Annotated in this window: 16 protein-coding genes; 10 read left to right on the top strand and 6 right to left on the bottom strand. The window is 66.6% G+C overall.

Features of this window, described 5'->3' with window-relative positions; genetic code table 11:
- Window positions 1-364: 364 nt before the first annotated feature.
- A complete protein-coding gene (locus DB30_RS03635) occupies window positions 365-676 on the bottom strand; it encodes a hypothetical protein (RefSeq protein ID WP_052546566.1) in 312 nt (103 codons plus the stop codon).
- 448 nt (window positions 677-1,124) lie between these two features.
- Here DB30_RS03635 and DB30_RS03630 point away from each other — a divergent pair, with 448 nt between their 5' ends.
- Together DB30_RS03630 and DB30_RS03625 are read left to right on the top strand one after the other, a co-directional pair.
- Window positions 1,125-1,310, top strand: a complete 186-nt coding sequence (locus tag DB30_RS03630) for a hypothetical protein (RefSeq protein WP_052546565.1) — start codon at window positions 1,125-1,127, stop codon at window positions 1,308-1,310.
- The gene (locus DB30_RS03625) at window positions 1,307-1,615 is read left to right on the top strand and encodes a type II toxin-antitoxin system RelE/ParE family toxin (RefSeq protein WP_052546564.1); all 309 of its coding nucleotides are present in this window, start codon (window positions 1,307-1,309) and stop codon (window positions 1,613-1,615) included. The genes DB30_RS03630 and DB30_RS03625 overlap by 4 nt, the downstream gene beginning before the upstream one ends.
- Before the next feature lie 188 nt (window positions 1,616-1,803).
- On the opposite strand, the gene DB30_RS03620 is transcribed toward DB30_RS03625, so the two are convergent.
- Complete coding sequence (locus DB30_RS03620; protein WP_146657966.1) at window positions 1,804-2,523, bottom strand: hypothetical protein; 720 nt, start codon at window positions 2,521-2,523, stop codon at window positions 1,804-1,806.
- 200 nt (window positions 2,524-2,723) lie between these two features.
- Entirely contained in the window at window positions 2,724-4,007 is a 1,284-nt protein-coding gene (locus DB30_RS03615; protein ID WP_052546562.1) for a hypothetical protein, read from the bottom strand.
- 49 nt (window positions 4,008-4,056) lie between these two features.
- Here DB30_RS03615 and DB30_RS03610 point away from each other — a divergent pair, with 49 nt between their 5' ends.
- The 5 genes from DB30_RS03610 to DB30_RS03590 all read left to right on the top strand — a co-directional run bounded on the left by DB30_RS03610 (window position 4,057) and on the right by DB30_RS03590 (window position 9,038).
- Window positions 4,057-5,145, top strand: a complete 1,089-nt coding sequence (locus DB30_RS03610) for a PAAR-like domain-containing protein (RefSeq protein WP_052546561.1) — start codon at window positions 4,057-4,059, stop codon at window positions 5,143-5,145.
- Window positions 5,142-6,047, top strand: a complete 906-nt coding sequence (locus DB30_RS03605) for a hypothetical protein (RefSeq protein WP_052546560.1) — start codon at window positions 5,142-5,144, stop codon at window positions 6,045-6,047. The genes DB30_RS03610 and DB30_RS03605 overlap by 4 nt, the downstream gene beginning before the upstream one ends.
- A complete protein-coding gene (locus tag DB30_RS03600) occupies window positions 6,047-7,078 on the top strand; it encodes a DUF2169 family type VI secretion system accessory protein (RefSeq protein ID WP_052546559.1) in 1,032 nt (343 codons plus the stop codon). Before DB30_RS03605 ends, DB30_RS03600 begins: the two co-directional genes overlap by 1 nt.
- The gene (locus tag DB30_RS03595) at window positions 7,075-8,061 is read left to right on the top strand and encodes a hypothetical protein (RefSeq protein ID WP_205632897.1); all 987 of its coding nucleotides are present in this window, start codon (window positions 7,075-7,077) and stop codon (window positions 8,059-8,061) included. The genes DB30_RS03600 and DB30_RS03595 overlap by 4 nt, the downstream gene beginning before the upstream one ends.
- Window positions 8,062-8,237: 176 nt before the next feature.
- The gene (locus DB30_RS03590; protein WP_146657965.1) at window positions 8,238-9,038 is read left to right on the top strand and encodes a hemerythrin domain-containing protein; all 801 of its coding nucleotides are present in this window, start codon (window positions 8,238-8,240) and stop codon (window positions 9,036-9,038) included.
- 24 nt (window positions 9,039-9,062) lie between these two features.
- On the opposite strand, the gene ligD is transcribed toward DB30_RS03590, so the two are convergent.
- Window positions 9,063-11,558 (bottom strand): DNA ligase D, encoded by a 2,496-nt coding sequence (gene ligD, locus DB30_RS03585; RefSeq protein ID WP_052546557.1) that lies wholly within the window; start codon window positions 11,556-11,558, stop codon window positions 9,063-9,065.
- 156 nt (window positions 11,559-11,714) lie between these two features.
- Between ligD and ku (DB30_RS03580) the strand changes: the two genes are divergently transcribed.
- Window positions 11,715-12,500: a non-homologous end joining protein Ku gene (gene ku / locus DB30_RS03580; protein WP_052546556.1), complete on the top strand. Its 786-nt coding sequence runs from the start codon at window positions 11,715-11,717 to the stop codon at window positions 12,498-12,500.
- Window positions 12,493-13,329: a non-homologous end joining protein Ku gene (ku, locus tag DB30_RS03575; protein WP_052546555.1), complete on the top strand. Its 837-nt coding sequence runs from the start codon at window positions 12,493-12,495 to the stop codon at window positions 13,327-13,329. Before ku (DB30_RS03580) ends, ku (DB30_RS03575) begins: the two co-directional genes overlap by 8 nt.
- Here the strand turns inward: ku (DB30_RS03575) and DB30_RS03570 are convergent.
- Window positions 13,277-14,341: a poly-gamma-glutamate hydrolase family protein gene (locus tag DB30_RS03570; RefSeq protein ID WP_165703612.1), complete on the bottom strand. Its 1,065-nt coding sequence runs from the start codon at window positions 14,339-14,341 to the stop codon at window positions 13,277-13,279. The genes ku (DB30_RS03575) and DB30_RS03570 overlap by 53 nt on opposite strands.
- Before the next feature lie 301 nt (window positions 14,342-14,642).
- On the opposite strand from DB30_RS03570, the gene DB30_RS03565 reads away from it, so the two are divergent.
- On the top strand, window positions 14,643-16,277 hold the full coding sequence (locus DB30_RS03565; RefSeq protein WP_052546553.1) for a protein adenylyltransferase SelO: 1,635 nt from the start codon (window positions 14,643-14,645) through the stop codon (window positions 16,275-16,277).
- A 3-nt stretch (window positions 16,278-16,280) separates the two neighbouring features.
- On the opposite strand, the gene DB30_RS03560 is transcribed toward DB30_RS03565, so the two are convergent.
- Window positions 16,281-20,402, bottom strand: a complete 4,122-nt coding sequence (locus DB30_RS03560) for a DEAD/DEAH box helicase (protein WP_052546552.1) — start codon at window positions 20,400-20,402, stop codon at window positions 16,281-16,283.
- Window positions 20,403-21,048: the final 646 nt, after the last annotated feature.

Raw genomic sequence — 21,048 nt, 5'->3', positions numbered from 1 at the left:
AGCTGCAACTCGGCCGGCCGACTGTCACGCAGGGTCATGCCGAGGCTGTGCAGCCACGTGGTGATCGTGGGACAACATCTCGCAAATAACGCGGGACGGTACAAAGGTGGCCGCGCTCCAACGCGATCACCTCGCCCGTTCGCAAGCCGCAGTCGCCCATGAGTAGGACGATAGCGAGCTCGGCCGGTCCGATGGATTCGGCCGCGCGAATCAAGCTGGCGTATTGCTTGGGTTCCCAAAACTGCGGCGGCGACTTGGATACCTTGACCCGACACGAGTCAAAATGCGGGACATCGCACCCGCGCTGTTCGTAGTAGAAGCGGCCCGCGAGCGAGCACACAACCCCCGGCCGCACGGGCCCTGGTCACTTGCCATCACTCAAATAGACATACGAGACACCGCGGCCACCATCACTAAAAAGCGACGCTTCGAAGCCGCTCACGCCCCACTTGATCACGTTGTCGTTTGCAAACGTGGGGCGAGTGTTGATCCCGGACTGAGCACCACTTTCGGCCACGAATTCCACTCCGGCGCCCGAGATCTCGGCCCGCCGCAGTTTGCCTTCAAAGAAGATTGCATCGATGGATGGGTCAGCCCACTTGCAGCGCGTTCCGTCGCCATGACCAGGCACCGTGTCAGGCTCGCACACCGGCTCTGCTCCAACCGCGTCCGTCACGTGGGCTTGCGATTGTAGAGCCAGATCATGAACATCAGGCCACGCACGCGCTGGGACATACTGAAACGGTCCATGACGTCGTCGAACTTTGCCTCGAGATCCCGGGCTTCCGGCCCGCCCCTGGTTGTGTAGAGGTGCGTGACCTCTTCGTCGAACCCCGCCTCCCACTGAGCGGGTGCAACTTCCCTCGCTAGCTCATCGACTTTCAGTTCAAAGGCGCCGAGGTGATCAGCGGGTCAGTTCGAGGTCGGGCGCAAGACTCACCATGGAGCTCCCCTCCTCACTCCGCGGGAGCTCATAGGTGACCACTGCGATTTGCGTTCCCCGTCGAGTCGAGTCGGATCTCATGGGCGCACAGTAGCCGAGCGACCTTGGCCCGTCAGGGCTACCGAGATCTCGCTATTGGCCGCTGTTGGTCCTCAGCCGCAAGCGGTGTAGACTTACCCCGATGCCCGGAGCCGAAGCCTATGTCCCCGGCGAGCCCACCGCAGGCGCCCGCGACGACAAAGCCGAGCGCCAGCGCTTCCTCGACGCGATCGCCGAGGGGATCGCAGACGCAGACGCAGGTCGGGTACACACACACGCCGAAGTTGTCGCCCGGATGCGCGCGCGGTTCGCCGCACGATCGAAGTGACACCCAAGCCCCTGGTCTGGACCGATCGGGCGCTCGACGATCTCGAGGAGATCGACGCCTACATCGCGGCCGACGATCCGATCGCGGCCGAGCGCTGGGTTGAGGGTCTGCTCGCCGCCGCGCAGCGGGCCGGTGAGCTGCCCATGTCGGGGCGACAGGTGCCGGAGCTCGGCCGCGAAGATGTCCGCGAGATCATCAAACGCAGCTACCGGATCGTCTATCGGATCTTGGAGGACCGAGCCCAAGTGCTCACGGTGTTCGAGGGTCACCGCCGCCTCCCGCCCGGTCTCCTCGACGAGGACTGACCCAGGCCTGCGCAAGTTTGAGCGAAGGTTTTCGACGTCATCGGCGAGCCGGGGTCTTGGTGCAGCGTGATCGCGTCAGGCTCGATTCCCTCGGCTTCACCATCAAATCGATGCGGCCCCCAAGCCCAGGTCCGCAGCCAACGGTCCGCGTCGAACTCGGGCCCAAGACCTGAACCTCGAACCGGCCGTCACTGCTCGCAGCGCAGCTGCGAGATCGTGCCCGCGCGGACCCAAGTGATCGTGCCTGCTCGGTCCATGAAGGCGCGGGTGTTCGTGTCATCTAACTCGCGCAGCCTCGTCGCGCTCGAACAGCCGACGCTGGAACACCCACCGACGAGTTCTGGCTCGGGATCACCATCGAGCTCGGTGGCACCGAGCAGCCCCCAGCCGGACGCCCACGGAAACTGACGCAGGCTCACGTTGGTGCTGGCTTCGCCGTGCACCGCCCACAGCCAGGTGAGCGTGTGTCGCCCCTCGTGCTCGAACAGAGCGACGGCGCCACCCCCCGGGGCGGCGGTCCACTGTCGCTCCCGGCCAACGACGGCGAGCGCTTCGCTCCGCCCCGTGTCTGGGTCGATCACGACGACGGGCCGCTCGATCTGCGATCCGCGGTTGTTGATGAGCAACACGCGGCGGTCGAGCGCGTGGATGTGGAGCGACCCCTGTTCATAGGTCACCTCGAGTTGCAGCTCGGGCCAGCTCAGCAGCTCGACCTCACCCCAGCCTCGCGCAACGACTGGCTCGCCTCGCAGCTCCAGCGCGTGGACCAGGAAGAAGCCGCCACGCTCGGGTTCAGGCGCTTCGGCGACACGCGCGAACACACCATCCAGAGCCCGCCCGGCCAGCTCCATGATCGACCGCGCCGGAACATTGGCCGCCGCGAGCCGCGTCACGAAGGTGTGCCGCAACCTGTGGAGCTTGCCGTGCCGCCCCGGTTCGCCGAGCGGTCGAAGTGACGCCCAGGCCCCTCGTCTGGACGGAGCGGTCGGCCGAGGATCTGGAAGTGATCGAGACGTACATCGTCGTGGCCGACGCTCCTGTGGCGGCGGCCGAGCGGTGGGTCAGGACGCTGATCGAGACCCGGATACGCCCGAGCTGCACCCGGTGATCACCCGGCTCGCTGCGCGAGCTGCTTGACTGCCCAATCGCGCGTGGCGAGCAACGGTCGGCCGCGCAAGCGAGCCAGCAGCGTCAGCGCGTGACGGCGACGCAGCGGTTGCTCGAGCAGCGCACGGGCGAGCGACTCATCGTCGAGCGCACGGCCGCCGAGCCAGCGTGTACCAGGATCAAAGTGAGCGCGCTGCTGCATCCACCACGCTCGCATGTTCTCGGCCATTGGCAGCGGTAACAGCTGCTCGGGGAGCAGCAGCGGTGAGACGTCGAGATCTTCTGCCAGCGAGGGCAGCTCGGCATCATTTAGCAATGGCGCTGGTTGGGAACGCCACAATGCTTCGTCGTCGGTGTCGAGACCGATGATCGATGCGACGAGCTCTCCCGCCAACGCCCCGACCGCCGGATGATCGAGCAGATCCTGCGCCGCCTCGACGGCCGCGATGCGACCACAAAAGCCCGCAGCCCACAGCGCGTCGGGGTTGGGGAATGCTTCAATGATGCGTTGGTGATCTCCAGCGTCATCGCCGAGCCCAAGCCAGGTCAGCGCACGCGCGCGAAAGCTGCATTGTGCGGCGTCGAAGGCCCAGTAGCGGGCAACCGGCCAGGCGCCGGTCAGTCCGCGCAGCAGACCGGTCTCGATCGCGGCGACGGCCACGGCCTGATTGGCGTGTTCCGCCAATGGCACCAATTCGTCGACGGGCAGCGAGGCCGCGTGCCGAGCCAGGCTCGCGGCCGCAGCTAGCACGCTGGCGTCATCACGTTGTAGTAGCGGCGCGAGACGTCGACCCGGGTCGACGCAGCGTCGGTCCAATGCCGTGATCACGCCCGCCAAGCGCGGGCCATCGCCGTGCTCGAGTTGATCGAGTTGATCGAGCAAGACTGCAACTATCTCGGCTCGACTCGATAGCGCCAACGCATCGACGATGCCGGTCGAGCGCTCGTCCCCCCACTCGCAACGATCGAGGCAGTCGAGCAGGCGATCGACCACGGCTTGCGGTGATGTGGCGCCGTCCAGCGCTACGAGTCCGGCGCTCGAGGCGACCGAGGTATCGGCGTCAGGATTGTCGAGTGCCGGCCAGCACAGTCGATCGACTGCGGCGGCGCCGGCGATCAGCAGTCCATCGAGGTGCGCGAACAACCGGGCCTCGACGTCTTCGGCCAAGCTCGTGATCGTGTGGTCGGGCTCGTCCAACGCGTCGCGCCAGACCTCCGCCAGGAACTCCGCCTCCTCGAAGTGGCGCTCGACGATCGGCCAAAATGGTTCGATAGTTCTCGGCACGCGAGCGAAATGGTAGCCGGATGCCGCTCGATCCTGGTACCCTGGCGCCGTGAGCAAAGCTGTCTACGCCAATGGCATGGCGATCGCCGGTAAGGCCAGCTCGGCGAGAGTCGTGGCCGCGTTCCCGAGCGTGTGCCAGAGCCCGCCCGGGCCCCCAAGCGGACCACTGCCCGTGCCCTACGCACTGTCCTCGTTCTCGCGCGATTTAAAGCAGGGCTCGAGGCGGGTCAAGATCGGCGGTCAGCCCGTCGCGCTGCATGGCAAGAGCTACTACGTCAGTAAGCCGCTCGGCAACGAGGCCGCCACGCGGAGCTTCGGGGCCTCGATGGTCAACCACCAGCTCGCCGGCAAGACAAAGTACGCGGCCGGATCGACCGACGTCCGCTTCGAGGGCGCGAAAGTGTGTCGTCATCTGGATATGACCACGTCCAACCACGGCAGTGATCCCGGCGAGGGGGCGTCGCCGGCTACCGAGAACATGGGACCGCCAGAGCGGCCGGCGAAGCTGGAGAAGTGCCCCTGTTGCAAGAACGCCCTGCACGCGAATCAATTCGACCCGGATACTGGGGAGCCGTACGAGGTCATCGACGAGCAAGAGTGGTACAAGGTCGCGGTCGACTACCACGTGCAGAAGGATCGAGGTGTCGCCGCGTTCCTGGCCAAGAACCCCAGCTGGCTGCAAGGCTTCGATAGCAAGCAGGGCATTCCGAACGCGCAGAAGATTGAGATCAGCAAGGCCAAGCTCGCGCGTGCGCAGCACGAATACAACATGCTGGCCAAGGCGCAGACGGAGAATCCGAAGTGTGAGAATTTGACGAACGCGGCGGAGGATCAGGGGTGCAGGACGTATTTCAAGAAGACAAACCCCGAGCCTCGAACCTCCGAGAAGCGTGTTCGCGAGAAACTGGGATTTACGGAGAAGGTTCGGCAGAAGTGCATCGACCACTATCGTTATGTCCTCAAACGGCAGTGCACGGGCAGCTCGCCCGTCTGTCACAAGACGCCGCTGGCGGCCGGCGGATGCCCGTCTCATCAACCCAACCTCGTTCCCAAACAAGTACTCAGCGAACACTGTGCAGGCATCGATGATGCCCAGACCAGCTTGCAGGGTTTGGCCGCGGATCTCCACGCATCATGAAGGACTTCAAATTTGCCAAGCACACGCTGCTGGGCAGCGGCTTTCACTTCACCTCGCCGCCGCCGCCGGACATCCTTGATGTCCGCAATTTCTCCGACCCAAGGCCCGACGCAACCGTCTACACCGTGCTTGCGCAGGCACGCGAAGGTAATTTTGCACACGTCGAGGAACTGCTGCGGCTCATGCACGAGTACGATGATGCCTGGGTCTTGATCTCGTGCGCCATCCTGCTGCCCCGTTTCGCATCGGGCTCGTTGCTGCGCGCGCTACCAGAGCGGGTCAGGGTGCCCAGGGACGCCGTCGATCCCGATGGAGTGGACAAAGACTCAACCGCACAATACATCTGTGAAGCACTTTCGCTGAGCAACTACGTGTGGACGATCCCCGTGATCCTCGACCTCTACCGCGGCATCTCCAACAAGCAGCGCTTCTCCGCGGCAACCTTCATGATGTCGCGCCTGATGGAGCCCGAATGGGGAGAGATATTCGATGGCCCCGAGCTCGAACCTCGCGACCCCGACGAACCCGATTGGTACGATCCGCCTCCCGTCTGGCGCTACGACGAATATTACTCCCTCGTCGAACAGCGCTACGCCGAGTTTCGCAAGACCTTCCCACCCAACGTTTGCGTGTGGGGCGGTGAGCTACTCTCCTTACCCAAGATCGCCGAGCAAGCGCTGATCTGGGTGCGCGCGCGCAAAGAGCCGGACATCTCGTACCTCAATTGCCGTGTCATCGAGGGCTACACTGGCTGCAACCTGACCGGCTTTGACGACCTCGAGACCGGCCTGACGGATGCAGTCAAAGCCGCCGCCCTCCTCGAAGAGCTGCTCGAGAGCGGCGAACTCGATCGCTACGAGCCCGGCGCTCGCTACTTCTTCGGCCACCGCATCCCCGACTGATGCACATTGCGACCAACACCACCCCCCTGACCGTCGACCTCAGCGTCGCGTCCGACAAGGACGGCCGCGAACACTGCGTCGTCGTCGCCAAAGCCAGCTTCCTCGCAGGCGTCGAGCCCGGCCTCGCGCCCGAGCAGGCGCCGCTGGTCTACGCTGACCAACTCGCTGGCCAGCCTGGCTCGCCGAGCACCGACTGGGAGACCGACTTCGCCCCCTTCAAGCCGCTGACTGATGTGATCGTGCGCGGCAAGGCCATCGCACCAGGGCGCGTGCCCGTGGCCAAGCTGCCCGTGCGACTCGAGGTCGAGGGCCGGAGCAAGGACGCGTGGGTGTTTGGCGAGCGGCGCTGGGTCTCGGTCGTAGGGTTCACGCGCATGTCCGATCCGGTGCCCTTCGTCGAGATGCCGCTGTCATGGGAGCGAGCCAGCGGAGGTCCATACAATCCGGTCGGGGTCGCGGCCGGCGAAGCCGTGCCCAATATCGAAGATCCACGCCAAGCGATCGGCGCACCGGGGGACCGGCCTCCCCCTCGCGGCTTTGCGTGGGTTGGGCGTGGCTGGCAGCCACGGGTTGCGTTTGCGGGCACCTACGATCAGCGCTGGCGTACGGAGGTCTGCCCGTTGCTGCCCCACGACTTCGACCAGCGCTACTTTCAAGCGGCACCGGCCGATCAGCAGTTCCCACACTTTCGCGGTGGCGAGCACATTCGCTGCGTGCACATGGCCGCCGAACCGATCGTCGAGTGGCGCGTGCCCACGCTACCCCTACCGATCCGCTTCGACTTCCTGGGCGGCCCGATCTTGCGCATGGGTGTCATCGACACAGTCGTGCTCGAGCCGCACATTGGGCGGATGCACGTGTGCTGGCGCTGCTCAGTTCCGCTGCCGCGTCGACACTTCGAGCTACGGGAGATCAACGTGGGTTCGGCGCCGCGGCCGGATCAACCGATCGGCCAGCGTCGCGGCAAGCCGCTGTTTGCCGGCCTCGACAGCTACATGCGTTGGCACCAACGCACGCAAGGGGGACCATGAACGGAGCAACACTGAATCTGGCGCTGACTGGCGTCGGCCTTCACTGCCCACTTGGGCCCACGGCTGCGGCTGCTTGCGCGACGATGCGGGCCAAGCTCAATCGCTTCGAGGATCTCGTGTTCTTCGACGATGCCCCGTACAAGTACGTTGGCTCATTCGTGCCCGAGATCACAGATGTGCTCCCCTCGCTCCGCGCGGCCGCGCTGCTCGATGGTGCACTGCGGGATCTAACGCAGAGCTGGCCGGATCCCCGCTTGCTCGACCGAATCCCGATGGTGCTGGCGATCCCCGACTACGGCACCAACTTCGAGCGCACGGTGATCGACCGGCTGCCCAGGCGGCCCGAGATGATCGTGCATGGCGGCAGCACCACTGGCCTCGAGCTCCTCGCGGAAGCCGCTCGATTGCTCGAGCACGGTAGCTCGCACGTGCTCGTGTGCGCAGCCGACAGCCGCGTGACCGGTCGCGGTTTGTTGGCGTTGCGCGAATCCGGACGCCTGCGCCGTCAGAGCGCGCCGCAAGGGGTGATCCCCGGCGAGGCGGCTGCGTGCGTGCTGGTCGAGCCCGCACGCCCAGACACAATTCACATCGCCGCGCTCGGTCGGGGTGTCGAGCCCGCGACTTTCGCCAATGATCTGCCGCTGCAGGCCGAGGGCCTGACCGCGGCCTGGCGACGAGCGCTGGGCGCTGCACAGCGCGAACTCGACGACATCGACTGGCACATCGCCGATCACGGCGACGAGAGCTTCTTTGTCAAGCAGCATGAGATGGCGTTGACGCGCTTGCTGACTCAATCGCGACCCAACATCCCACGCTGGCAGCCAACCGACTTCATGGGCGATGTCGGCACGGCGACGGGACTCGTCGAGATCATCTGGGCCGCGCAAGCATGGGCCCGTGGTTACGCGCCCGGAGCTGCGGCGCTGTGCAGCTGCAGCGACGCTGGCGGCGGCCGGGCAGCTGTCATCATCGCACGCGAGTGATCCGCCCCTGCTTGCAGGACACGACCAGGCTTCGAGCAATTCCCCCCCGGGTGCCACCGCCGTCATCCGTACCCCATCGACGTCAGCGGCGCCCAGCTCCAGCCGCGCGCACCCATCGACCATGCAAGCTGCAACCACCAGACAGCGGCCAGGATTTTGCAATCAGCCACCAAGTCATGTCCAGCGCCAAAACCACCACCAATCACACCACGATCAAGCAGTGGGTCGAGCAGCGCGGAGGCCATCCCGCGCACGTCAAGCGCACCGGCGACGGCGACGACGATCCTGGCATCCTGCGCGTCGACTTTCCCGGTTACAGCGGCGGCAAGACCCTCGAGAAGATCTCGTGGACCGAGTTCTTCGAGAAATTCGAATCCAGCGAGCTCGCGTTCCTGTACCAGGACGAGCCCGACAGCCGCTTCTCCAAGCTGATCTCGCGGGCCAACATGGACGAAGAGGACCAAGACGAGGACCAGAAAGAAGACGAACTCGAAGACGCGCTCGCGCTGCTCGAGAGCCAGCACCGCGAGGTCGAGGCGCTGTTCGAGCGGATCGGAAAATCTGGCTCCGCGCGACAAAAGTCCAAGCTGTTCGCAGAGCTCGCCGATCAGCTCGCTGCGCACGCGAAGATCGAAGAGACCATTTTCTATCCCGCGGTGTGCGACGACGACACGAGCGCGCTCCTGCACGAGGCCGTCGAGGACCACCTGAAGGCCAAGCGGGTCCTGGCCGAGCTGCTCGAGATAGACGCGTTGGCGGCGAAGTTCACGGCCAAGCTCGCCAAGCTCGAGCAGATGGTGCGCGAGCACGTGAAGGAGGAAGAGACGCAGCTATTCGCGCAAGTTCGGGAGCTCGAGGGAGTGGACCTCAACGCGCTCGGCAAGCGAATGCGACGGCGCTTCAAGCAGCTGATCGCCGACGAACCCCGCACCAAGGTGCCAAGCGAGACCGACGCGGCGGCGGAGCTGCCGTGCTGACCCGCTGTTGACCCAACAACAAGCTCACTCGCCAAGCCCGACCGCTTCGAACGCCGCGCGAGTCAGCCGCTGGCGCAGTGACGCCATCGGCCCCCAAGGATCGTCGTCGAGCGACGCCAGCCGCGTCGGCACACCAGTGAGGGCGAACTGCTCGGGTCGGAGCGTGTCGGTCAGCTCCTCCCACGCGAGCGGCGTCGAGATCAGCGCCTTCGCGTTGGCCCGCGGTGAGTAGGCCGCGATGCTGGTCGCCCCGCGACCATTGCGAAGATAGTCAACGAAGATCTTGCCGCGCCGCTCGACCTTGAGGGGCGAGGCGGTGAAGCGCTCGGGCGCGTCCGCGGCCAAGCGCCCCGCGAGCGCGCGACAGAACGCCTTGACCCGATCAACGTCATGATCGCGCTCGACTGGTGCGACCACGTGCAGGCCCTTGCCCCCGGTGGTCTTCACGAACGCGGTCAGCCCAAGCTTGGCGAGGCGATCACGGACCTCCACGGCGGCGTCCACGACCCGCGCGAACTCGAGTTCAGCGTCAGGATCGAGGTCGAACACCAAGCGGTCGGGGTGCTCGAGCCGGTCGACCCTCGACCCCCATACGTGAAGCTCGAGCACGCTCATCTGGACCAGGGTGACCAAGCCCAGCGCATCGCTCACGCTCGCGTGGATGACCTCGGCGCCGTCGGAGTCGCGCACGCGCACGCGGGTGATCGTGTCGGGCAAGCCAGTGGCGTGCTGTTGATAAAAGCAGCTGGCGCCGACCCCCTTGGGGCAGCGCACGAGCGTCAGCGGTCGGTCGCGCACGTGCGGCAGCATCCACTCGGCGACGCGCATGATGTAGTCGGCGACGTCGCGCTTGCTCAGGCCAAGCTCGGGATACAGCAATTTGTCGGGGTGGGTCAGGCGGACGGCTGACTTTGGTTGTGGTTGTGGTTGGGGCATGGGCTCGGGCTCCGGCTCGGGTTGGTGAAGTCGCTCGAAGCGACCGTGGCGGATCCTGCCCGCCTCGGTCAGATCGCTGTATTGCACGTCGATCGCGAGGCGCGGCGCGACCCAGGTGACACCTCGCGCCTCGTTCCCGATCGGCGGGTTGATGAACGGCGCTTGATCTTGGCGGAGCGGGTCGAGCCGCGCGTGGATCTGGGCGAGCGACGCTTCGTCATAACCGGCGCCAACCTTGCCGCGATACTGCAAGCGGCCGGCGGCGTCGTAGCTGCCGACCAGCAACGCGCCAAAGTAGCGCCGCAATCCCTGCGGTTCCGTGAACCCACCCACCGTCACTGTCAGCCGATGTGCGCACTTGACCTTTCGCCAGGCGTGGCTGCGACGGCCCTCGTAGCGCGAGCTGATCCGCTTGCTCACCACGCCTTCGGCCCCAAGCTCGCACGCGCGAGCGAATACCTCGGGGCCTCCGCCGCGCACGTGATCGGAGAAGCGTAGGCAACGACCGGCATGGGCGCCCTCGAGCAACGCCCGCAAGATTCGCTTGCGCTCGATCAACGGGACGCCGCGCAGGTCGTGGCCGGCCGCAAACGGAAGATCGAACAAATAGTAAACGAGCCGCTGGTCACGCCCGTTCACGAGCGCCTGTTGCAGCAATTCAAATTGGGTCTCTCCGCGCGGACCGAGGGCGCAGAGCTCTCCGTCCAACAGGCTGTCGGCGAAGATCGGGTTCGCCAGCTCGTGAGCGAGACTTGGCAGGCGCGTGGTCCAATCTTCGCCGCCGCGCGTGCGCAGGCGGACCTCACCGTCAAAGGTGCGAGCCATGATCCGGTAGCCGTCCAGCTTGATCTCGTGCAGCCACTCGGGACCCTTGGGCGCCTGCTCGGCGGGGACGGCGAGCTGTGGCGTGAGCACCAAGGGCGGCGGGGCGCGCTCACCGATTGCGCGAATCTCATCCCGAATCTGATCCCGAATCTGATCCCGAGTCCCGTCCAAGTCGCGCGTGTCGCCGCGCTCGACGCCCGCGGCGACCTGCTCCGTGGTCCGGCCCGACAGCGCGCTCAGAGGCTGCTCGTCGACGATCTCGGCGGCGCCCTCGGGCCGAGCAAACTCATCGCGCGACTTGATGAGCAGCCAGGTCTTGGCGTCTCTCGTGCGGATCAGGTTCCAGCGCCCATGCAGCTTGGCGCCGCTCAGGGTGAAGCGCAGGCGACCGCGCTCGAAGTCTTGCGCGGGGTCACCATCGGGGATCCAGACGCCGCGATCCCAGACCAGCACGGTTCCACCGCCGTATTGACCGGCCGGGATCGTGCCTTCGAAGTTGGCATAGTCCAAGGGGTGATCCTCAGTCTGCACAGCCAGCCGGCGCTGGTGGGGATCCAAGCTCGGCCCCTTGGGGACCGCCCAACTCCACAGCACGCCGCCGTGCTCGAGGCGAAGGTCGTAGTGCAGCCGCCGCGCGTCGTGTCGTTGAATTACATAGATCCGCTCCGGTGCCGCGAGCGGCTCATCCGGTGAATCGGGCGCAGGCTCGGGGGTCGCGTCAAAGTTGCGCTTGCGTCGATATGCATCGAGCTTCGCCACGCTCGGCGTGCATGCATGGCATATGCCGTGCACTCACGACAACTGGTGAGCACCCAAGACCTGCAACAGCCGTACGCGCGGGCGGATCTGTGCCAGCCATGACCGTGACTGTGTCCCTTTTGCACGATCCGCGGCGCGATCGAGCGCAGAGTTGAGATGCCACGCTCAATCTTCAACGCTCGCTTGGTGATCAACGGCCTGGGTATTTCGGTCAAGCTGGTCACGGCGGTCGAGCCGCGCCAGGTCAGCTTTCGCTTGTTGCACGCCAGTGATCGGGTGCCGGTCCGCCAGCGCATGGTTCACCCAGTGACCGGCGAGGAGGTCGCCCACGAGTCCGCACAAAAGGGCATCGCGCTGCCCCACGGCATGGTCGTGCTGCGCGACGAGGAGCTCGTCGAGCTCGAGCCGACGGCGTCCCGCGATCTCGAGGTTCTTCGGTTTGTGGCGACGACGCAGCTCGACCACCCATGGTATGTGCGACCTTACTATCTCAGCCCGCACGACCCAGACGATGCCCAGGCTTATTTTGCGCTTGCCCGCGCGCTCGCGGCGGAGTCCAAGCAAGGGATCGTCCGCTGGACCATGCGCAAGAAGCCTTACCGCGGCGCGCTCCGAGCTGTGGGCGACCACCTCGCGCTGATCACTCTCCGCTCGGCCGCGGAGGTCGTTGCCACCGATGCGCTGCCCGAGCTGTCATGGCCGGCCCCGTCAATACAGGAATTGGCAATGGCCCGACAGCTCGTCGAGATGCTCGAAGGGGAGCTCGATCTCGAGCAGTTCCACGATCGCTACGCCGAGCAAGTGATTGCATTGGCCGAAGCCAAGGCCGAGGGCAAGACTACGCCGCTCCCAACGGCCAAGCCGGAACCCGCGCCACCCCCCTCGCTCGCCGACGCGCTCGCGGCCAGCATTACGCGACTGCAGGAACAAGACGTTGCCTGAGCCCAAGCCCCCAACCGAAGCCGTTGCCGACCCACCCACCGCATTCTGGTCGGGGACCATCACATTTGGCATGGTCACGATCCCGGTCAGCCTGGTCTCCGCGGTCCGCAGCTCGGTCGGCGTGTCGCTGCGCCAGCTCGCCCCCGACGGCACCCCGCTGCGGCGCGAGTATGTCTGCCCTCAGCACCAGCGCCCGCTCGAGCCCGATGAGATCGCCCGGGCCTACGAGCTCAGCGACGGCGAGTTCGTCGTGCTCACCGACGACGAGCTCGAGGCGCTGGCCCCCGAGGCGTCGCACGACATCGAGCTGCGGCAATTCGTCGATCGAGACCAGCTCTCGCCCATGCTGTTCGAGCGCCCCTACTTCTTGCTCCCCGGCTCGGGCTCGACCAAGCCCTATCGCTTGCTCACCCAGGTGCTCGAGGCCACCGGCCGAGCTGGGATCGCGACCTTCGTGATGCGCGAGCACCAACGCGTGGTTGCGATCCTCGCCAATGACCAGCTGCTGCGGGCCCAGACCCTGCGCTTCGTCTCGCGGCTGCGGACGCCCCAGTCCGTGGGGTTGCCAAGCCCGCCTGCCCAGGTCGACGCTGCGCAGATCGAGCGCATGCGCGACCTGATCCGGGCGCACGAGGAGGCTGACATCGACCTGTCGGAGCTCGACGACGAGGTCCGCGTACGCACGATCGCCCTCGCGCAGCGCAAGCTCGCCGAGGGCCGCGACGTCGTCGAGCAACCAAGCGACGAGCCGGATCAGGACGCTGAGATCATCGACCTCATGGAGGTGCTTCGGCGGAGCCTCGAGCGGCCGATGGCGAGCGAGGCGTGAGCAGCAGCTGGCACATCGCCGCAGCCAAGCCTTCGGCGATCCAAACATTGTACGGTGGGCTGCCCGCAGCGGGGGCACGCAGATCCTTGGATTGCTCGATCTGAAACGCGCCATGACCCGAGACATTGCCATTGTTGGCTGACAGACGGTTCACGATATTCCGCACGCTGGTGCCGCCCCGCGCTGTCGACCAACAACAATCAAAGTTCGCGCCCGGCGCTGGCACCACGGTGTTGGTGGCGTCGAGCAAGCAGAAATTCAAGGTCTCGCCCGCGGCTGTAAATTTCGCCGCGATCGCGTCGCGCACGAGCTTCTTGTCGGCCACGGATGCCCGGCCCCCGATCACAATTGACCTGTCGGTTCGCCGGGTCCCGTGCAGCGCGAGCGCGTAGCGAAACCGCAGCTTGGGTCGATAGCGGGCGACCGTGTCCCAGATCTGCGCGAGCCCAGGGAACGAGCGCTCATCGATGTCGCCGCTGGCGATGTGGAGTCGGTCATAATTGTCGCGGCACAGCTTGCCTTCGCAGCTCCAGACCGTGGGCTGGCCCAGCTCCGGGCACAGCTGGGCCAGATGAGCCTCGAGCACGGCGATCTGCTCGACCGTGCCCGCTTCGATGACGCCGCCGTGCGGCGCGATCACGATCAGCTGATTGCCGCCGATCTTGACTCGCTCGATGAAGCCCGCGCCCTCGCTCTCGGCCCAGGCGGTCTGGGTCGCTGGGGTAGCGCCGATCTGAACCGTCACTGCGCTGGGCGGCGGGGTCAGCACCCGGGCCTTGCCAAACGGCGTCGGCGCGGCGCCAGCGAATAGCTTGGACACGCCGCCAGCGTCGACGCCCCGGCTTGGATACACCCAGATCCGCGGCGGGTCGCCCACCGCGTCCGGGACGACCCCCCGAATCGTGAAGTTGGCGGACCGCCCGCTGTCTGCGATGACCCGGACCTGACCGTGGCCACCAAGCGCGGCGTGTGGACTCTGGCGATCGAGCCCGGTCGCCACGGACTGACTCACCAAGCAGTGCTCCCTGCGCTCCGTGGGTCCGGCGGGCGAGCTGGTGTCGAGCTCAATTGTGACGTTGCTAACGCGCTTTGAGGTATACGCTGGCATGGTGCGGCCGATCCGACCCGGTCGCAGATTACCAGCACACCCAAGCGCAGCGCAGATTTGGCCCGAATCGTCGCAATTCCAGATTCCGCGGCGCTCAGCAACGAGGCTACAGGCCCGGCGCGCCAAGGACGGCGCACCTGCGTGACGCCCGAACCAACCCAACGGGCCCGACTGCAGCCGATCGAGGTGTACGCTCCGCTCGCCGATGTCCCTCGACCTGCCCTTCGACAACTCGTTCACCCACGAGCTCCCCGCCGACCCCGAGCCCGACAACTTCCGTCGGGCGGTCCACGGCGCTTGCTACTCGCGCGTCCAGCCAACACCCGTCGCCGCGCCAACCTTGCTCGCGTGGTCCCCCGAGGTCGCGCGCCTGGTCGGCTTGCCGGAAGATCCGCAAGCCCACCCCGAGCTCGCGCAGATCCTCTCGGGCAACCAAGTGCTGCCCGGCATGGATCCCTACGCGGCCTGCTACGGCGGCCACCAGTTCGGCAACTGGGCGGATCAGCTTGGCGACGGACGGGCGATCACGCTGGGCGAGGTGCTCACGCCAAGCAAGCAGCGCTGGGAGCTGCAGCTCAAGGGCGCAGGCCCAACCCCCTACTCGCGTCGGGGTGACGGCCGCGCGGTGCTGCGATCTTCGGTCCGGGAATTTCTGTGCAGCGAGGCGATGCACCACCTTGGCGTCCCGACCACGCGGGCGCTCTCGCTGGTCGGCACGGGCGACGAGGTCGTGCGCGACATGTTCTACGACGGCAACGCCAAGCCCGAGCCCGGCGCGATCGTGTGTCGGGTCGCGCCGTCGTTTCTGCGCTTTGGCAACTTCGAGCTACCCATGGCCCGGGGTGAGCACGAGCTGCTTCGGCAGCTGGCCGACTACGCGATCACGACCCACTTCCCGGAGCTGCTCAGTCAGGCCAACGACGCGGGCCAGTCGATCAGCGCGAGCACCTACGCGGCGTGGTTTACCCAGGTTTGCCAGCGCACCGCGACGATGGTCGCGGAGTGGATGCGCGTCGGCTTCGTGCACGGGGTCATGAACACCGACAACATGTCGGTGCTCGGTCTGACGATCGACTACGGACCCTACGGCTGGATCGATAACTACGATCCCGACTGGACCCCGAACACGACCGACGCAGCCGGCCGGCGCTATCGCTTTGGCAACCAGCCGCGGATTGCGATGTGGAACCTGGTCAAGTTCGCCAACGCCCTGCACCCGCTGGTGGGCAGCGTCGAGCCGTTCGAGGACGGGATGCGGGCGTTCTCCGACACGCTTGGCCAGCACACGCTGGCGAGCTTCGCCGCCAAGCTGGGGCTCGAGCCCTTCGCGGGTGACGAAGACCCCGAAGATCCGCGCAGCGGGGTGAGCCTGGCCAACCAGAGCATGCGGGTGCTGGGGAGCACGCCAACGGACATGACGATCTTCTATCGCGCGCTCGCGGACGTGCCAGTCCAGGCCAACGCCAGCGACGACGAGCTGCTCGCGCCGCTGTGGGCCGCCTACTACGAGGCGGATCCCAGCACGATCACGCCCGCGACCCGCTCGCTCACCCTCGCGTGGCTGCGCCAGCTTGGCGAGCGGGTCCGCGGCGAAGCGATCGAGCCCGCCCACCGCCGCGCTCGCATGCACGCGGCCAACCCCAAGTACGTGCTGCGCAACTACCTGGCCCAGCTCGCAATCGACAAGGCCGAGGCCGGCGACCCCTCGCTGATCCACGAGCTGCTCGAGGTCATGCGCCACCCCTACGCCGAGCAACCCACCCACGAGCAGCACGCGGCCAAGCGCCCAGACTGGGCCAAGGATCGGGCCGGGTGCTCGATGCTCTCGTGCAGCTCGTGAGCTTCACGCCCCAGCTTGCAGCAGCGCGCGCAGCTCGTCGAGGTCGAGCTTCTTGGCGCTGTCGAGCCCGGCCAGCAGATCGTCGGCCAGGTCACGCTTGCTCGCGTGCAGCTCGAGGATCTGCTCCTCGATCGTGCCCGCGGTGACCAGCCGATACACGGTCACCGGGCGCTGCTGCCCGATCCGATGGGCGCGGCCGGTTGCTTGATCTTCGACGGCCGGGTTCCACCACGGGTCGAGGTGAATCACGTAGTCCGCCGCGGTCAGGTTGATGCCGACGCCGCCCGCCTTGAGGCTCATGACAAACACGTCGGCCTCGCCGGCTTGAAACGCCTCGACCACCTTGGTGCGCTGGGCGGCCGGGGTCGAGCCGTCAAAGCTGAGGTGTTGGATCTTCTCTTTGTCGAGCCGCTGGCGGATCGTGTCCATGCTCCCCAGGAATTGTGTGAACACCAGCGCGCGGTGGCCCTCGTCGCGCAGATCGATCAATCGTCGAATCAACGCCTCGAGCTTGGCCCCCGGCGGGCCGTGCTCGGGGTCGATCAGGCGGGGATCGACGGCGGCCTGGCGCAGCTTGGTGATCAGCGCGAGGATCTTCAGGCGCGACTGACCGGCCTGCCGGCCCTTGGTCTTGATGCCCTTGGTCTGCTCGACCGCGTCGCGCCGCAGCGCCTCGTAGTACGCCTTCTCTGCGGCGCCCGGGGTGACACGAATGGTGACCTCGGTGCGGGGCGGCAGCTCGTCGAGCACCTGCGCCTTGGTCCGGCGCAGCATGAAGGGACGCACCATGGCGCGCAGCTGTCGAGCACGCTCGCGCTGGCCCTGGCTGATCGGACGGGTGAAGCGCTGCTCGAAGCGCTTCTCAGTGCCGAGCAGGCCCGGGACGGTCGCCCGAAACACGCTCCACAGCTCCCCGAGGTGGTTCTCGATCGGGGTGCCCGTGAGCGACAGGCGAAACTCGCTTGTCAACGCGGCCGCGGCCTTGGCCCGCTGCGAGCTCGAGTTCTTGAGCGCGTGGGCCTCGTCGAACACCACCGTGCCAAACCGCAGCTCGGTCAGCGGCTGGGACTCGGTGACGAGCAGGCCGTAGCTGCACATGAGCACGTCGCCGCCACGCAGCGAGGCCATCAGCGCGGCCCGGTCGTCGCTGCTGGCGAGCTGGTGGCAGCGCAGCCGCGGGGCGAAGCGCTCGGCCTCGTTGAGCCAGTTGCCGACGACCGAGGTCGGCGCGACGACCAGCGCCGGGCCTTGTTTCGCGCGCTGGCACAGCAACGCCAGCGCCTGAATGGTCTTGCCCAGGCCCATGTCGTCGGCGAGCACGGCCCCAAGCCCGGCCTCGGCCAGCCGCGCCATCCACTTGAAACCCTCGCTCTGGTAGTCGCGCAGCGTGGCCTGAAACCCACGCGGCAGCCGGGGGGTCTTGCCGGCGATCTTCGCTAGCTTGTCGAGCCGCGCGCGCGCCTGCTTGTCGGTTCGCAGGGCGCCGGGCTCGGCGACGATCTGTTCCAGCAGCGGCAGCGTGACGGGGTGGATCTCGAGCCCCGACTTCTCGAGCGTGCCCAGGTTCTCGAGCGCGTCGATGCGCCTGCGTAGATCGCTGGTCAGCGCGACGAACTGATCGTCGCCGAGCGCGATGAAGCGCCCGTCGCCGCGGCGGCTGTCGAGCAGCTGCTTGAAGCCGAGCACCCGCGCCTCGTCCACGCTGAGCTCGAGATCGACCTGCAGCCAGTCTTTGTTCGACTGCACGGCGACGCGCATGTCCTGGTTGGTGAGCTCGCGCGGGACCCCGAGCTTGCGCTCGAGCGGCCAGGTCAGGGTGATCTCGTCGCCGAGCGCGTGCAGCTCGAGCAACACCTCGAGCGCGGTGTCGAGCTCGTGGATCGACCAGCGGCCTTCGTCTTCGGGCTGGCTGTCGAGGCAGGGGCAGGCCGCGAGCATGGCCTGATACGCACGGTTTTCTTCGCCGGGATCACGGGTGCACGCGAGCATCTGGCTGGCGACGCGGCCGACGATCTTCACGGGCCCATCGCCAGGCGCGAAGTGAGGGCCGTCGGGGCCGAGCGGGGCGACCTTGGCGTGGGCGACGAAGGTCGAGCCGTTCCACTGCAGCTGCATGACCAGGCGGGGGTCGGCGTCGACGCTGTGCCCGGCGAGGCTGTCCTCGCCCTCGATGATCAGCTCGGTGCTGGTCGCCAGTCCGGCCAGGCTGTCGAGCAGGCGCTCGCGCCCGGCGTCGGGGATCTTTACCTGGCCACCCTGCGAGAACAGGCTGTAGACCCGGTCGAGCCCGGGCTTTTGTGCGTACACCTCGACGTGATCGGCGACGAGTTCGTGGAGCACGACCTCACGGGATGCGAGCTCGGCCGGGTGCAGCTCGAGGATCGTCGTGCCGTCTTCGGTGCGGGTGCGGATCGTCGGCTGGCCCCGGGTCAGGCGCAGCGGGAGCCCGCTGGTTCGTCGCACGCGGGGGTGATCGATCAACGCCTCGAGCGTCGACCAGTCATGCCCGATCGAGTTGCTGGCGTGCCCACGCCAGCTCGGGCCGTTGGGCACGGTCGCTATCACGCGGCGGTCGGCGTCGGTCAGGTAGTCGAGCTCGCCGGACTTCAGCTTGGTCACGCTGAGCAGCTGGCCCTTGGTGGTTCGCGCGCTGGTGATCAGCCGGGCCTTGATGTCGACCGCGTGCTGCCCGAGCGCGACCTCCCAAATGATGTGCTTGCGAAACCCACCGTCGCCCGCGCCCGCGGATGCGCCGACCTGAGCGACCTTGACGGAAGCCTCCAGGGCTTCGAGGATCGTCTCCCAGGGTTTGCGCTGTTTGTAGTGTGCGGCCAGGCTCAGCGGTGGCGCGGCGTCGCCATCGACGAGCGCCAGCACGGCCGCGAGCTCCCGCGCGATCGCTGCATAGCCGCCAAACACCGCCCAGCTGTGCCAGTATACCAACCAGGGGCGCGCGGACGCGGCGTGTTTGGCCAGCGGATGGCCAAGCCAGTGGATGCACAGGCAGCGCACCAACAGGTGGATCCATGTGATCCCACTTGCCAGCGGAATCTCGAGTGGCCGCGGAAGATGCCGCGTTGGCGTTGGGCTGCGGCTCACCTCCTGGAAGAGCGCGAGCGCGTGATAACACGCCTCGTAGCCGACCCTGGCGCGGCTTGGAGCGGTGAGGCTCGCGTCGAAGGCCGCCGCGCGAGCTGGGTTCGCGTCCATCGTCACGACCCGGGACAGCGCATGGATCACCCCCTCGATCCCAGGCAGCTGCTTGTGCCTGCGCTTCATGGACGCGGCGGTCGTGTCGCCAGCGTCGGCTGTCGCCCCGTAGTCGCCCGCGACGAAGTGCGTCAGCAGCTCGGCCCCCTCCGCGCCCCACTTGGGCAGCTTGCGCAGCTTCGCGATCGCGTCGGACTGCCCACGCAGGGCCAGCAGCCGCGCGACGCCCTGCTTGGCGCCCGGCTTGGCGCACTCTTCAACCCAGATCGGGAGCCCGCGTGGGAGCGGGCTGAGCATGGTCGTGCAGTGTTCGATCAGCGCGCCAAGGTACTCGTCGAGCTCGGGCTCGGGCAGCTGCGAGATCCAGTGTTCAGGTGGATCTGCGCCCAACATGTCGAGCAGCATCTGCGGGAATCGGTTGCGAAAGCTGGACCAGCGCTCGAGCTCGATCAGCGACGCAACCACCCGCTGCGAGTTGGAAAACGTCAACATCACGCGCAGCTCTCCGATCAGCGCACGCAGGCGTGTGTCCCAGTCGTGGAGGTTCAGAGGCCGCCGCTTGCTACCCCGCGGCGGCGTGGTCGCGACCTTGTTGAACCTCGCCCACAGCCGGGACAGCCGCTGTTCCTCGTGGGCCTGGGGCAGCAGCAGGCTCGGCACCGACAGCGACGGCTCGAACACGATCTCCCTGAACAAGGTGCGCTTGTCGACGAAGCGCAGCGCGACGAGGCGCTCCCCGAGCGCAGCCATTCGACCAGCCGGGACCCTGTCGTGGGAGAGCTGGCAATCGTTGGCCCACTCGGCCCACTGCTTCGCGGTCAGCGGCATCGCAACAAACGACAGGACGATCAGCGCGTCGCGCTCAAACAGATCGAGCTCGGTCAGCTGGGGGATCTGCGGGGCGAGCAGGGCCATCGTTGGGGCGGGAAGATAGCAGCCGACCGCTGGCGCGACACGGGCGGGGATCGAAGATCGCTGGGTGAGCGGGTACCCAGAACATCTTCGTGGTTGGAGCACGGTTGCGTGCGTGTGGCCCCCGATCAGCCTATCGGCGCAGGACCTTCCTGGATCAGCGTAAACCCAGCCAAGATGGCGAGCAGGCAGATCAGCACGTGCAGGGCAAGCACACAGATCGAGCAGCGCTGCCAGCGGGACCAGGCCTCCAATGAGGACACCCAGGGTCAGCCGACCCGCCGACCCGAGCAACCACTTGAGCGCGCAGCGCTTGATTCGGGTCTAGCCCGACACGCAGCGAAGGCCATCCGCTGAGCTTGGGTGATGGAGGGGTGCTTCGTGACCGCGGGCGGGACCTGATCCTGTGACCATTGGCCAGACGGCCATGGCCAACAGAACATCAATTGGCCATGGGCACATCGATTGGTTTCTCTCGCCTGATTGCGGGTATTCCATCATGCACATTTCTGACCTGGCAAAGATCCATGACCCGTGAACGCCCGTTTGGGACACACAGCGGCGACGTGGCGACCCGCCCCAATGAGATCGTACCAAAGATCCAAAGTATGAACTTTAGCGAGGGCAAACTGCCACGCCCTTGCGTAAT

Source organism: Enhygromyxa salina, from assembly GCF_000737335.2.
In the GTDB taxonomy this organism is placed as follows: Bacteria; Myxococcota_A; Polyangia; order Nannocystales; family Nannocystaceae; genus Plesiocystis; species Plesiocystis salina_C.
This window is presented reverse-complemented; position numbering and strand designations above follow the sequence as displayed.